Here is a 12,449-nt window from a genome sequence, read left to right on the forward strand (position 1 = left end):
CGAACTATGTGTGTAAATGGCGGTGCCACACAACCCTTCGAGTTGTGTGATCCCCACTCCTACGGTTGGGATGCCTAACCAAACAGCACCCGGATTTCGTTGTAGGGTCACAACGTGCCTATCAGTCTGGTTTCCATCGTCCTCCCCGTGTACAACGGTTTGCCCGAACTGAACGAGCAGCTCCACGCGCTTGCTGCTCAGGACTACACAGGCGATGTCGAGCTCATCGTCAGCGACAACGGCTCGACCGACGGCCTGCGCTCACATCTCGAAGAATTGTCTCTACCTCTGTCGATGCGCATCGTCGACGCCTCCGCCAAGCGTGGCGTCTCCTACGCCCGCAACCTCGGCGTGGAAGCCGCGCAGGGCGACATCATTGCCTTCGTCGACCACGACGACGTCGCTTCTCCGACGTGGCTGACTGCCATGGTGCGCGCACTCGACAGCTACGACGCCGTGGGCGGCGCAATCGAACACGATTCCCTCAATCCGCCCGAGGTGACGGCGTGGCGAGACAACCCTCCGAACGGCACCCTGTTTCCCACCGCCTACCTGCCGTATGCCCCGGGAAGCAATTTCGCGCTGTGGAGACGCGTCTTCGACGAGGTCGGAGGCTTCGACGAAGACCTCGTGGGCGGTGCCGAAGACGTCGACTACTCGTGGAGGCTTCAGCAAGCAGGATTCACTCTCGGACATGCCGCGGATGCGTCGGTCGCCTACCGCATCAGAACTACGGTTCGTCGATCGTTCTTGCAAGGCCGCGCTTACGGACGCACGTCGTACCAACTGTCGACCAAGCACCGTGCTGCGGGCTGCCCTCATCCGTCGTCACTTGCCCGGATTCCCGCGCACACTGCGGCAATCTTGTATCTCGCGACAATTCGCAATCCGTGGTTGCCGAAGGTACTACGACCGATGCCCAGCGGTCTGTGGGCCCACTACATCGGAATCCACTACGGCGCATTCCGAATTCGGGTGGCCGCGCTCGGCCGCGGCCTGCGACGGAGTCCCCGATGACATACGAGATAGTCGACGCGATACGCGAAGAGACCATGGCCGTCCTGCGGCAGCATGCCAAACCCGGAGATCGGGTGGCTCACTTGGACTTTCCGAATCACTTCAATGCCGGTGACTCGCTCATCTACGCCGGTGAGGTCGAGTACCTGAAGCGGTTGGACGTGCACGTCGACTACGTGTCCGATCCGTTCACCCACAACCACGATCTGCTCGAACAACGAGTCGGTGATGGGACCCTGTTTCTGCAGGGCGGAGGAAATTTCGGTGACCGCTGGCCGATGGACCAGAAATTTCGTGAAGCAATCGTTGCGCGGTTTCCTCGCAACAAGATCGTGTGCCTCCCCCAAAGCATCGACTACTCCGACGCCGACGCCATGCACAGGACCGCGGCCCTCTACGCACAGCACCCGGACCTCACCCTCATGCTGCGTGAACAGCGTTCGTACGAGCTGGCGCTCGCCCATTTCCCGAACAACCGCGTCGAATACTGTCCGGACATGGCTTTCGGTGCCGAGATCGCACACAGCGCCGAAGGCTCTGCAGTGGACGTCGTGAAACTCGTGCGCGACGATTCCGAAAGCCTCGGTCATGCTTCGGTGAACGTCGACGCGTCGTCCGTCCAGTACGACTGGGGTCTGCACGGAAGGGATCTGGCGATCTCGACGGTGGTGACGCTGCCGACCCGAATCGCATACAACTTCCCCAAAGCGAATCGCCTGCTGTACCCCGCTCTCGTTCGCTCGTACGAGCAGACAGCGAAGCTCAACCTCCGTGTGGCGCAGCGCATTCTGAATCTGGCGCCCGTCGTGCTCACCGATCGGCTGCATGCGGCCGTGTTGGCCGCGATGATGGGCAAGCGCGTCGTGGCGATGGACAACGCGAACAGGAAAGTATCCGGCATCTACGACGCCTACCTGCACCGGTTCGACAACGTTCAGTTCGCAGCGACACCCGACGCAGCCGCCGACATGGTTCGGCAGGCCGTGTCCGACAGTCGACGATGAACGCTGGTCGACACCCCGTCCGTTTTCAGAAGGGGTAACGGCCCTCGGCCCAGGCACGTGCGGCGGGAGGCGTCACCGCGTCGACGGGTTCGCCGTCGCGAAAGTAGTTGGTGTGCAGGATTCGACCCGCGTCGACGGCCTCTTGCCAGGCCTGCGTCGGGCCTTCGCCGAACCAGAGCCACGGCGTGATGTCGTCCATGATGACGACCGATTCCGGGGTGGCGAGCGCGCGAAGATCGTCGAGGTCTGCGCGGGCACCTTCCACAGAATGGTCACCGTCGATGAAGATTACATCGAAGCGCGCGTCCGGGTGTTGCTCGGCATAAGCCTTGATGGTGGTGTGCGAGTCTCCCTGGATCAGGGTGTGTCGGCCCGGGAAGTGTTCGTCGACATGGGCTTTCGCGGCATCGCTGTACGCGTATGCGGCCAGATCGAAGGATACGACGGTCACGTCGGGAGAGGCTTCGAGGAACGCCCAGCTCGAGAAGCCGGCATTGAACCCGACCTCGCAGATCGACTTCGTGCCGGGCCTCGCGGCCAATGCGGACAGGTATCCGAGTTCCGACTCGTCGGCTCCACGCTCGAAAGGCTCCCCCGCTGTGGCGGTTCGATGCACCAACGACTCGAGGTATTCCAGGCCCATCCATGTCCTCCTGTTCGACTGCTTCGGAGCGTAGCCGACGGTCGATCGTGCGCGCAGACGACAACAGCCACCTGGCCGACACCGATACCTGTAGCGTTCGCACCAAATGACTTTCCGTTCGTGGAATTGCCATCGCGGGCTTGGTAATCGGAGTGATCGAACTGCTCGTGGTCGCAACTGTCGTATACGGTTTCGGATCTCTCACGCCGAGCACGCCGGCATCCGTCGAGACACTTGTTCCGTACTCCTTACCGGCTACCGCACTCTTCACGGTTCCTCCCACTACGGAGCCACCGACTCCGGTCGAGACCACTGTGGACGCGACCGAGGCCCCCTCGGCCTCACTGCCCGAGGTGGACGGACCATGCGATCCGGGCGTCGACAATCACGGAACCTCCGCCGACGGCACGTTCCTGAAGTGCACCTATGCAGGGTCGACTCGCGCGCATTGGGTGCAGTCGGCACCGATCATCGGCGGCAATGCGGAGCCAGGGTCGGAATGCGACCCCGCAGCGAGAGGGATTGCGGTCTCGCCGGACGGATTCGACATGTTCTGCGTCTCCGACGGCGCGAACGGTGGCGGCTATTGGTCACCCGGACCGTAGGCGATCTGCGGATCGACGGCCGTCAGACGTTGAAGCGGAACTCCACCACGTCGCCGTCGGACATGACGTAGTCCTTGCCCTCGATGCGCACCTTGCCAGCAGCCTTGGCCGAGGCCATCGAACCTGCGGCGACGAGGTCGTCGAAGGACACGATTTCGGCCTTGATGAAGCCGCGCTCGAAGTCGGTGTGAATGACGCCTGCGGCCTGGGGCGCGGTGTCGCCCTGGTGAATTGTCCACGCGCGAGCCTCTTTCGGGCCTGCGGTGAGGTAGGTCTGCAAGCCCAGAGTGTGGAAGCCGGCGCGGGCCAACGCGTCGAGACCGGGCTCGGTCTGACCGACGGATTCGAGCAGCTCGGCCGCCGACTCCTTGTCCAGTTCGAGCAACTCCGACTCGATCTTCGCGTCGAGGAACACCGCATCGGCGGGTGCGACCAGGCGAGCCAGTTCGCCGATCTTCGCGTCGTCGGTCAGCACCGACTCGTCAGCGTTGAAGACGTATAGGAACGGCTTGGTGGTGAGCAGCTGGAATTCACTGAGCAGCTCGAAGTCGAGCTTCGCCTTCGCCGAGAACAGCGTCTTGCCGTCGTTCAGAACGGCCTGCGCAGCCAGAGCCGCGTCGAGCGCCGGCTTGCGGTCCTTCTTGATCCGCACCTCTTTCTCGAGGCGCGGGATGGCCTTTTCGAGGGTCTGCAGATCGGCGATCGCGAGTTCGGTCTCGATGACCTCGATGTCTGCGGTCGGGTCGACGCGACCGTCGACGTGCACCACGTCGTCGTCGGCGAAGACGCGAACGACCTGACAGATGGCGTCGGCCTCACGGATGTTGGCGAGGAACTTGTTGCCCAGGCCTGCGCCCTCGGACGCACCCTTGACGATGCCGGCGATGTCGACGAAAGACACCAGCGCGGGCACGAGCTTCTCCGAACCGAACACCTCGGCCAGCTTCTCGAGCCGGGGATCCGGCAGCGCGACCACGCCGACGTTGGGCTCGATGGTCGCGAACGGATAGTTCGCGGCCAGAACATCGTTGTTGGTCAGTGCATTGAAGAGGGTGGACTTGCCGACGTTGGGCAGTCCGACGATTCCGAGGGTGAGGCTCACGGTCTATGGAGTCTACTTTGACGACAAGGCCAGCTCGGACAGTGCCCGGCCAGCGTCTACTCGACGGCGTGATCTGCCATGCCGGTCACGTGGTGATCGCCGAATTCGGGTCCCAGCTCGCCAGGATCGGCAGGACGTGTGCCGTACTGGAATCCTCCTCGACCGTGTAGACGATCAGACTTTGATCCTGCGCGCTCGGCGAGGTCAGAAACTCGATTCCGAATTGCAGGGTGCCCGCCGCCGGGTGCTGGATGATCTTGGTTGCACCCGCGAATTCGGCGACCTCGTGATCGCTCCACCATTGCTCGAAACAAGGCTCGGTCGAACGCAATTCGTCGATCAGCGCGGTCAACTCCGAATCCCCTGGCCTTCGAGCAAGATCGCGGCGCAGCGCGGCAACCGAGGCCGCCGCGAACTGCGACCAATTGACGATTCGCTCCCGCGCGATGGGATTGCGAAACAGATAGTGGAACAGCGAATCCCCGGCGGACGACTGCAGACTCAACACCGCACGAACCAGCGCATTGCAGGCCAAGATGGTTCCCGAGCGCCCGAGCAGTAGCACCGGCACGTGATCGAGCGCCCGCATCACCTGGAGTAACCCCGGATCCGGTCGCTCCGGGGCGCTGCCGACCGGCACAGCCGGGGATGCGAGATCGAGCAGATGCGCGGACTCCACCTGGTCGAGTTTCAACGCCCGAGCAATGGCCCGCAGCACCTCGGGTGAGACGTTGGCCTGGCGACCCTGTTCGAGCTTGCTGTAGTAATCCGGGCTCACTCCGGCCAGCGCTGCGAGCTCTTCGCGCCGCAGGCCCGGGACCCGTCGCGCACCGGGATAGATCGGTACTCCCGCCTCGGCGGGAGTGATGCGGTCGCGTCGATCACGCAGAAACGCACTCAGCGCCGACCTGTCGTTGTTCACGAAATCCACAGTAGCCACGCGAGCGATGGCCAACCTGGTCATGACAGACCTAGGTCGAACGACGCCTGGTCCGCTCGATTCGGCGACCGTAGACATGGCGTCATGACATCTTCCAGTTCCACACAACTCCATGGACGCACCGCCGTCGTCACCGGATCGACCAGTGGAATCGGTGCGGCCATCGCGCTCACCCTTGCCGCCCAGGGGGCATCGGTGGTCGTCAGCGGCCGCGACGCCGAGCGCGGCAAAGCCCTGGCGGCCCGCATCTCGGAAGCCGGCGGCACAGCGGCATTCGTCGACGTCGATCTCTCGGGCAGCTACGACGAACTTCGTGAGTTCGCCGCCCGCACTACCGACGCCCTCGGCGGCCGCGTCGACATTCTCGTCAACAACGCCGGTATCTATCCGGCCACCGCGACAGCCGATCTTTCCGACGACCAGCTCGACGCCATGCTCGCCGTCAACGTCCGAGCACCGCACGTGCTCGTCGGTGAGCTCGCACCGGCCATGGCCGAGCGCGGCAGCGGAGTCATCGTGAACATCGGGTCGTGGATGGCCACGATGGGCAGTCCTTTCGCTGCCATGTACTCCGCCACCAAAGCCGCCGACGAGCAGCTCACTCGCAGTTGGGCCGCCGAGTTCGGCCCCCGCGGTGTGCGAGTGAACGCCCTCGCGCCCGGAGCCACTCTGACTCCGGGCAACGAGGATGCACGCCAGGTACTCGACGCCATGACGGCCGGAACCCCGGCAGGCACAGTGCTGTCGCCGCAGAACATCGCCGACGGTGTGCTGTTCCTGGTCTCGGACGATGCCGCGATGGTGCACGGAACCACGCTCTACGTCGACGGCGGTATCTCGGTCACCCGCGGGTGAGCAGCACACCGCCGTCGACGCATCACATGTTGGAGACGACCAAGCCGATGAACGCCAGGTAGAGAACGATGAAGACGCCGAAGATGATGAGGGACAGCTTGCCGAAGAACGCCGCGCGCTGCGACGAGTACTGCGCGCCCTGGACATCACCCATCGACCACAGAGGATGGACCTTGAGCGCGTGATTGAACGCGGGGATGGCCAGTGGCCAGAAGAAGATGACTGCCACCACTGCCCACCCTGCGTTCGATGCGGGCAGCGCGGGCGCGAAGGGCTGCGCCGCGGGAAAGGTCTGCTGATGAGTTTGCTCGTACGGTCCCGACATGTGGTGTTCCCCCCGAATGAATGAAGTGATGACACCCGGTACGACGCAGCCCAGGACCATCCGGTTCCAGGCCGCCGCCACTCGGCGCACACGAGTGACCGCCGGGCGCACCGCCAAGTGTCGATTCGAGGACGTGCAAGTGCGTCACGCATAGGGTGATCGCAGTCACACCTGCGACCATGGAGACCCCACACATGTCACTGAAAGCGGCCGACGATCCACACGTCGAATTGCTGAAGACAGACCCCGACCTACCACCTGTCGGAGTCGTCGATTCCCATCCCATGACGCCGATCAAGCGTCTGATGCTCGTCGTGATCGGCCTGCTCGGCGGCGTCGCCTGGACGATCATCGCCATCGTCCGCGGCGAGAATCCCAACGCAGTCTGGTTCGTCATCGCCGCGGTGTGTACCTACATCTTCGCGTTTCGCTTCTACGCCAGGCTGATCGAACGCAAGATCGTCTTTCCTCGCGACGACCGAGCCACGCCCGCCGAGATCTTGGAGAACGGCAAGGACTACATGCCGACGGACCGTCGGGTGCTGTTCGGCCATCACTTCGCCGCAATCGCCGGAGCGGGCCCCCTCGTCGGACCGGTTCTGGCTGCCCAGATGGGCTACCTGCCCGGCACTATGTGGATCATCATCGGCGTCGTGTTCGCCGGGGCCGTCCAGGATTTCCTGGTGCTGTGGATCTCGACGCGCCGCAACGGCCGCAGCCTCGGCCAGATGGCCCGTGACGAACTCGGAGTAGTCGGCGGAACCGCCGCGCTGATCGCGGTGTTCGTCATCATGATCATCCTGATCGCGGTTCTTGCTCTCGTCGTCGTCAACGCGCTCGCCGAAAGTCCGTGGGGCGTGTTCTCCATCGCGCTGACCATCCCCATCGCCCTGTTCATGGGTGTGTATCTGCGCTACCTGCGGCCGGGCAACGTCACCGAGGTCTCACTCATCGGTGTCGTCCTGCTGCTGCTCGCCATCGTCGCCGGCGGCTGGGTCGCCGAAACCGAATGGGGCACAGACTGGTTCACGCTCTCCAAGGTGACGGTCGCCTGGCTGCTCATCGGCTACGGTCTGCTGGCCTGCATCCTGCCGGTGTGGCTGCTGCTCGCCCCACGCGACTATCTTTCGACGTTCATGAAGGTCGGCACCATCGCGCTGCTGGCCGTCGGCATTCTCATCGCGCGCCCCGAGATTCAGATGCCCGCCATGACGAGCTTCGCCACCGAGGGCAACGGACCGGCCTTCGCGGGATCACTGTTCCCGTTCCTGTTCATCACCATCGCCTGCGGCGCGCTGTCGGGTTTCCACGCTCTGATCTCCTCCGGCACCACGCCGAAGTTGCTAGAGAAGGAGAAGCAGATGCGCATGATCGGCTACGGCGGCATGCTCACCGAGTCGTTCGTCGCCATCATGGCGCTCATCACCGCCTGCGTTCTCGATCAGCACATCTACTTCGCGCTGAACGCACCGGCGACGCTGACCGGCGGTACTCCCGAGACCGCGGCGGAGTACGTCAACGGTTTGGGATTGAGCGGCGGAGACATCTCGGCCGGCGAATTGAGCCAGGCCGCAGCCGATGTGGGCGAGGAGTCGATCATCTCCCGTACCGGCGGCGCTCCGACGCTGGCGTTCGGTATGTCCGAGGTTCTGCATCAGGTGTTCGGCGGAGAATCGCTCAAGTCGTTCTGGTACCACTTCGCGATCATGTTCGAGGCACTGTTCATCCTCACCACGGTCGATGCCGGCACCCGCGTCGCACGCTTCATGCTCTCCGACAGCATCGGCAACCTGCCCGGAGCCTCGGCCAAGAAGTTCAAGGACCCGTCGTGGCGTCCCGGAGCATGGATCTGCTCGCTGATCGTCGTCGCAGCCTGGGGCGCAATCCTTCTCATGGGAGTCACCGACCCGCTCGGCGGCATCAACACCCTGTTCCCGCTGTTCGGTATCGCCAATCAGTTGCTCGCCGCGATCGCGCTGACTGTGGTCATGGTGATCGTCGTCAAACGAGGTCTGTACAAGTGGGCCTGGATCCCTGGCATTCCACTTGCCTGGGACCTGATCGTCACGATGACGGCCTCGTACCAGAAGATCTTCTCCTCCACCCCGGCCATCGGTTACTGGACGCAGCATTCGCAGTTCCGTGACGCAAAGGATCAGGGCCTGAGCAGCTTCGGCAGCGCGAAGACCCCCGAGGCCATCGACGCGGTCATTCGCAACACGTTCATCCAGGGCACGCTCTCGATCATCTTCGCGGTACTCGTCCTGGTCGTCGTCATCGCCGGAGTCATCGTGTGCGTCAGGGCCGTTCGCGGTGCTGATCTGCCGGACAACGAGGAACCGGAGGTGCCGTCGAAGATCTTCGGTCCCGCCGGATTCGTCCTCACCCCCGCCGAGAAGCAGATCCAGGCCGAGTGGGACGAATTGATCGATGCGGGCACCGTTCGACGCCCCGGGTCGGCGCACTAGATGCGCGGGCTGTGGTGGTGGATCACCTCGGTGATGGGTGATCACGATTACGACCGCTACGTCGCGCACCTGGCCCGGCACCACCCGGGCCAGGAGCCACCGACCGTGCGGCAGTACTGGAAAGACCGGCACGCGGAGGCGGACCGGAACCCAGGGGCTCGCTGCTGCTGACACGGTGCTGTCCGATTTCCGCTAGCACTGGCGGGATCGCGCTGACACAGTAGGAGCATGAGCAGCGAACGGCAGGTGCAAGAACTGGACTTCGATCGGTGTTATCGCGCGGTCTCCTCGCGTGACGCGCGGTTCGACGGCCAGTTCTTCACCGCCGTCTCCACCACCGGCATCTACTGTCGACCTTCCTGCCCGGCGCGCACCCCCAAGCCCGGCAACGTCTCGTTTTTGGCCACGGCAGCAGCGGCCCAACAATCCGGCTACCGCGCCTGCCGCCGTTGCCAGCCCGACGCCACCCCCGGCTCCCCACGATGGAACATCCACTCGGATCTCAGTTCTCGCGCGATGCGGCTGATCTCCGACGGAGCCGTCGAGCGCGGGGGCGTCGATGGCCTCGCCAGCACCCTCGGCTACTCGAGCCGCCAACTGACTCGCGTTCTGACGGCAGAAGTGGGTGCCGGGCCGCTCGCGTTGGCTCGCGCCCATCGCGCGCATACCGCCCGCACGTTGATCCAGACAACCGACATGTCGATGGCCGACATCGCCTTCGCCGCCGGCTTCTCGAGCGTCCGCCAGTTCAACGACACCGTCAAAGAGGTCTTCGCCGTCGATCCGACGACCCTGCGGCGAGAAGCGCACCGCTCGGCCGTACCTACTGCGGGTGGCACCGTCACGTTGCGACTGCCGTACCGCCCGCCGCTGGACCGCGGCTGGGTCGAGTGGTTTCTCCGAGGCCACGTGGTCGAGGGCATCGAATCGTTCTCCGACGACGGCGAATACGTGCGTTCACTGCAGTTACCGCACGCTTCCGGACTGGTGGCACTGCGCATCCTGGACGGATTCGTCAGCGCCGCACTGACTCTGCAGGACATGCGCGACCTCGCTCCGGCCGTGGCCAGGATTCGACACCTGCTCGATCTCGACGCCGATCCGCTTGCCGTCGACGAGGCCCTGCGCGCCGACCCCCAGCTCGCGCCGAGCGTCGACGCCCATCCGGGTATCAGGGCGCTCGGGGTCGTCGACGGGGTGGAGATGTTGCTGCGCACCGTCATCGGGCAACAGATCTCGCTGAAGGCTGCGGCGACCCACACCGCCAGGCTCGTCGACGCGCTCGGGGCACCACTGGATTTCGGCGACGGACGAGTCGGACGGCTGTTCCCCGACGCTGCCGTCATCGCCGAACGCGGCCACGAGGTCCTCACCGGCCCGGCGGCTCGGGTCCAGACCGTCATCCGCGTCGCCGACGCCATCGCGTCGGGAACGGTGACATTGCACCCCGCGCGGGAGGGTCCCGATCTGGAACGAGAACTGCTCGCGCTCAAAGGAATCGGGCCGTGGACGGCCCGCTATGTCGTCATGCGACTGCTGGGCGACCCAGACGTTCTGCTCGACACCGATCTCGTTGTCCGCCAAGGCGCGCAGGCGCTGGACATTTCTTTGAAGAACTCCCAACGCTGGGCACCGTGGCGTTCGTACGTCTCGATGCACCTGTGGATCACCGCACTGGAAAGAAGGCAGGCATGATGGCCACCTCCGCAACGCAGGACACCCCTATCGGTCCGTTCACCACCATCGTCGACGCCGATCAGCGCGTGCTGGCGTCGGGCTGGACCGCCGATGTCGAGGAACTCCGAGTGTTGATCCATCCGACGTTGCGACCCACCGACGTCCGCTCGGCGACCGACCTCGGCGCCGTCACCGCAGCTGTCGACTCCTATCACCGCGGCGACGTCGACCGCATCGACGACATCGACGTCGCACAACGATCGGGCGAATTCCTGATGCACGCCTGGGACGTGCTGCGCACTGTCGAACCCGGAGCGCCGGTGACGTACTCCGCGTTCGCGGAATTGTCCGGACGGCCGACGGCGATTCGCGGTGCCGCGTCGGCGTGCGCGCGCAATGCCGCCGCCCTGTTCGTACCGTGCCACCGAGTGGTTCGGATCGGCGGTGCACTCGGCGGATTCCGTTGGGGACTGCCGACGAAGAAGTGGCTGTTGGCCCACGAGGCGCTCTGACCGACACCGCGTCGGAGTGGGAGGTTAAGGTTCTTCACGAACCGCCACCCGCCGAATGTGAGGACCCACCGTGACCGAATCGGCAGTTCCCGGCAGTACTGCGAAGCCCGCGAAGTCCGGACGAGATCGCGGGGACCTCATCGGAACCGGTGGCCTCTGGCTGGCGAAATGGTCGCTCATCCTGATCTCCATCGCGGCCGGCGCGTGGGTGTTCGGTTGGCTGATCGGTCATCTCTGGGTGATTCTGCTACCGGTTCTACTCGCGGTGATCGTGGCCACGGTTCTGTGGCCACCGGCGAAATTGATGATGCGCCTTGGCTTTCCGCCTGCGCTGGCGTCGTCCGTGTCGCTCGTGGTGTTCTTCGTCGTGATCGGCGGGGTCATCACTCTGATCATTCCGTCGGTGGCCGAGCAGGCTCCCGAGTTGGTCGATCAGGCGTCGGGCGGCATCGGTCAGGTGCAGGACTGGCTCAAGGGACCTCCGCTCAACATCGGCGACGACCAGATCGACAATGCGGTATCGGCCATCGTCTCGCGGCTGCAAGACAGCGGCGACGTCATCGCGACCGGCGTGTTCAGCGGCGTCTCGGCAGCCGGTTCCATCCTCGTGACCCTTGCCCTGGTGCTCGTGCTGTCGTTCTTCTTCGTCAAGGACGGCCCGAAGTTCCTGCCGTGGCTGCACGGATTCTCCGGCGGCCGCGCGGGACGCCACCTCGGCGAAGTCCTCTCCCGCATGTGGGTGACGCTGGGCGGTTTCATCCGGACTCAGGCCATCGTCAGCTTCATCGACGCGTTCTTCATCGGGCTCGGATTGGTGATCCTCGGTGTCCCGCTGGCATTGGTGCTCGCCACCCTGACGTTCCTCGGTGGCTTCATCCCCATCGTCGGTGCGTTCGTCGCGGGCGCTCTCGCTGTGCTCGTCGCATTGGTGGCCAACGGCTTGACGACCGCGTTGATCGTGCTCGCGATCATCCTCGCGGTGCAGCAGCTCGAAGGTAACGTGCTGCAGCCGATCCTGCAGAGCCGCAGCATGAATCTGCATCCAGCGATCGTGCTGCTCGCCGTCACCGGAGGCAGCTCGCTGTTCGGGATCATCGGCGCGTTCCTCGCAGTGCCCGCTGCCGCGGTGGCTGCTGTGCTGATTCGCTACGTCTCCGAACAGATCGACGAGCGATCGAACGAGCCCGATCAGGACGAGCTCGAGGATCAGATCCCCGCACCCGAGGGACTGACCGACGAACAGGCCGGCCTCGAAGATGAGGACGAGGACGAGAAGGCTACGACGGAGAAGAAGTAGCTCC

Annotated in this window: 13 protein-coding genes; 9 read left to right on the plus strand and 4 right to left on the minus strand. The window is 64.4% G+C overall.

The window, feature by feature from the left end; genetic code table 11:
- The first annotated feature begins 114 nt into the window (after positions 1 to 114).
- Positions 115 to 1,017 (plus strand): glycosyltransferase, encoded by a 903-nt coding sequence (locus AB0O58_RS00610; RefSeq protein WP_283550871.1) that lies wholly within the window; start codon positions 115 to 117, stop codon positions 1,015 to 1,017.
- Positions 1,014 to 2,021 carry a polysaccharide pyruvyl transferase family protein gene (locus tag AB0O58_RS00615; protein ID WP_057472816.1) on the plus strand — a complete coding sequence of 336 codons (1,008 nt, stop codon included), beginning with the start codon at positions 1,014 to 1,016 and terminating at the stop codon, positions 2,019 to 2,021. Before AB0O58_RS00610 ends, AB0O58_RS00615 begins: the two co-directional genes overlap by 4 nt.
- A 25-nt stretch (positions 2,022 to 2,046) precedes the next feature.
- Here AB0O58_RS00615 and AB0O58_RS00620 read toward each other — a convergent pair whose 3' ends face one another.
- Positions 2,047 to 2,664 carry a class I SAM-dependent methyltransferase gene (locus AB0O58_RS00620; protein WP_027498114.1) on the minus strand — a complete coding sequence of 206 codons (618 nt, stop codon included), beginning with the start codon at positions 2,662 to 2,664 and terminating at the stop codon, positions 2,047 to 2,049.
- A 152-nt stretch (positions 2,665 to 2,816) separates the two neighbouring features.
- On the opposite strand from AB0O58_RS00620, the gene AB0O58_RS00625 reads away from it, so the two are divergent.
- Positions 2,817 to 3,269 (plus strand): hypothetical protein, encoded by a 453-nt coding sequence (locus AB0O58_RS00625; protein WP_283550872.1) that lies wholly within the window; start codon positions 2,817 to 2,819, stop codon positions 3,267 to 3,269.
- Positions 3,270 to 3,291: 22 nt separating this feature from the next.
- Here the strand turns inward: AB0O58_RS00625 and ychF are convergent, their stop codons facing one another.
- On the minus strand, positions 3,292 to 4,371 hold the full coding sequence (gene ychF / locus AB0O58_RS00630) for a redox-regulated ATPase YchF (protein ID WP_032369673.1): 1,080 nt from the start codon (positions 4,369 to 4,371) through the stop codon (positions 3,292 to 3,294).
- Between the two features lie 85 nt (positions 4,372 to 4,456).
- Entirely contained in the window at positions 4,457 to 5,293 is an 837-nt protein-coding gene (locus AB0O58_RS00635) for a helix-turn-helix transcriptional regulator (protein WP_283550873.1), read from the minus strand.
- A 102-nt stretch (positions 5,294 to 5,395) separates the two neighbouring features.
- Here AB0O58_RS00635 and AB0O58_RS00640 point away from each other — a divergent pair, with 102 nt between their 5' ends.
- Positions 5,396 to 6,166 (plus strand): SDR family oxidoreductase, encoded by a 771-nt coding sequence (locus tag AB0O58_RS00640; RefSeq protein ID WP_283550874.1) that lies wholly within the window; start codon positions 5,396 to 5,398, stop codon positions 6,164 to 6,166.
- Positions 6,167 to 6,188: 22 nt separating this feature from the next.
- Here the strand turns inward: AB0O58_RS00640 and AB0O58_RS00645 are convergent, their stop codons facing one another.
- Positions 6,189 to 6,491: a CD225/dispanin family protein gene (locus AB0O58_RS00645; protein WP_196249606.1), complete on the minus strand. Its 303-nt coding sequence runs from the start codon at positions 6,489 to 6,491 to the stop codon at positions 6,189 to 6,191.
- Positions 6,492 to 6,685: 194 nt separating this feature from the next.
- Between AB0O58_RS00645 and AB0O58_RS00650 the strand changes: the two genes are divergently transcribed.
- From AB0O58_RS00650 to AB0O58_RS00670, 5 genes are all read left to right on the plus strand, one after another.
- Positions 6,686 to 8,959, plus strand: a complete 2,274-nt coding sequence (locus tag AB0O58_RS00650) for a carbon starvation CstA family protein (RefSeq protein WP_283550875.1) — start codon at positions 6,686 to 6,688, stop codon at positions 8,957 to 8,959.
- Positions 8,960 to 9,130 (plus strand): YbdD/YjiX family protein, encoded by a 171-nt coding sequence (locus tag AB0O58_RS00655; RefSeq protein WP_072692145.1) that lies wholly within the window; start codon positions 8,960 to 8,962, stop codon positions 9,128 to 9,130. It abuts the gene before it with no gap.
- Positions 9,131 to 9,187: 57 nt separating this feature from the next.
- Complete coding sequence (locus tag AB0O58_RS00660) at positions 9,188 to 10,654, plus strand: AlkA N-terminal domain-containing protein (RefSeq protein WP_032400245.1); 1,467 nt, start codon at positions 9,188 to 9,190, stop codon at positions 10,652 to 10,654.
- Positions 10,654 to 11,148, plus strand: coding sequence for a methylated-DNA--[protein]-cysteine S-methyltransferase (locus AB0O58_RS00665; RefSeq protein ID WP_174557298.1), 495 nt, complete (start codon positions 10,654 to 10,656; stop codon positions 11,146 to 11,148). The genes AB0O58_RS00660 and AB0O58_RS00665 overlap by 1 nt, the downstream gene beginning before the upstream one ends.
- 70 nt (positions 11,149 to 11,218) lie before the next feature.
- Positions 11,219 to 12,445: an AI-2E family transporter gene (locus AB0O58_RS00670; RefSeq protein ID WP_032386274.1), complete on the plus strand. Its 1,227-nt coding sequence runs from the start codon at positions 11,219 to 11,221 to the stop codon at positions 12,443 to 12,445.
- Positions 12,446 to 12,449: the final 4 nt, after the last annotated feature.

The sequence above is a fragment of the Rhodococcus sp. NPDC080181 genome, from assembly GCF_040702225.1.
Lineage (GTDB): Bacteria > Actinomycetota > Actinomycetes > Mycobacteriales > Mycobacteriaceae > Rhodococcoides > Rhodococcoides fascians.

Coding starts and splice junctions, on each gene's coding strand:
- AB0O58_RS00615 (WP_057472816.1), top strand. CDS start 1,014: ATGACATACGAGATAGTCGACGCGATACGCGAAGAGACCATGGCCGTC.
- AB0O58_RS00620 (WP_027498114.1), bottom strand. CDS start 2,664: ATGGGCCTGGAATACCTCGAGTCGTTGGTGCATCGAACCGCCACAGCG.
- AB0O58_RS00640 (WP_283550874.1), top strand. CDS start 5,396: ATGACATCTTCCAGTTCCACACAACTCCATGGACGCACCGCCGTCGTC.
- AB0O58_RS00645 (WP_196249606.1), bottom strand. CDS start 6,491: ATGTCGGGACCGTACGAGCAAACTCATCAGCAGACCTTTCCCGCGGCG.
- AB0O58_RS00650 (WP_283550875.1), top strand. CDS start 6,686: ATGTCACTGAAAGCGGCCGACGATCCACACGTCGAATTGCTGAAGACA.
- AB0O58_RS00655 (WP_072692145.1), top strand. CDS start 8,960: ATGCGCGGGCTGTGGTGGTGGATCACCTCGGTGATGGGTGATCACGAT.
- AB0O58_RS00660 (WP_032400245.1), top strand. CDS start 9,188: ATGAGCAGCGAACGGCAGGTGCAAGAACTGGACTTCGATCGGTGTTAT.
- AB0O58_RS00665 (WP_174557298.1), top strand. CDS start 10,654: ATGGCCACCTCCGCAACGCAGGACACCCCTATCGGTCCGTTCACCACC.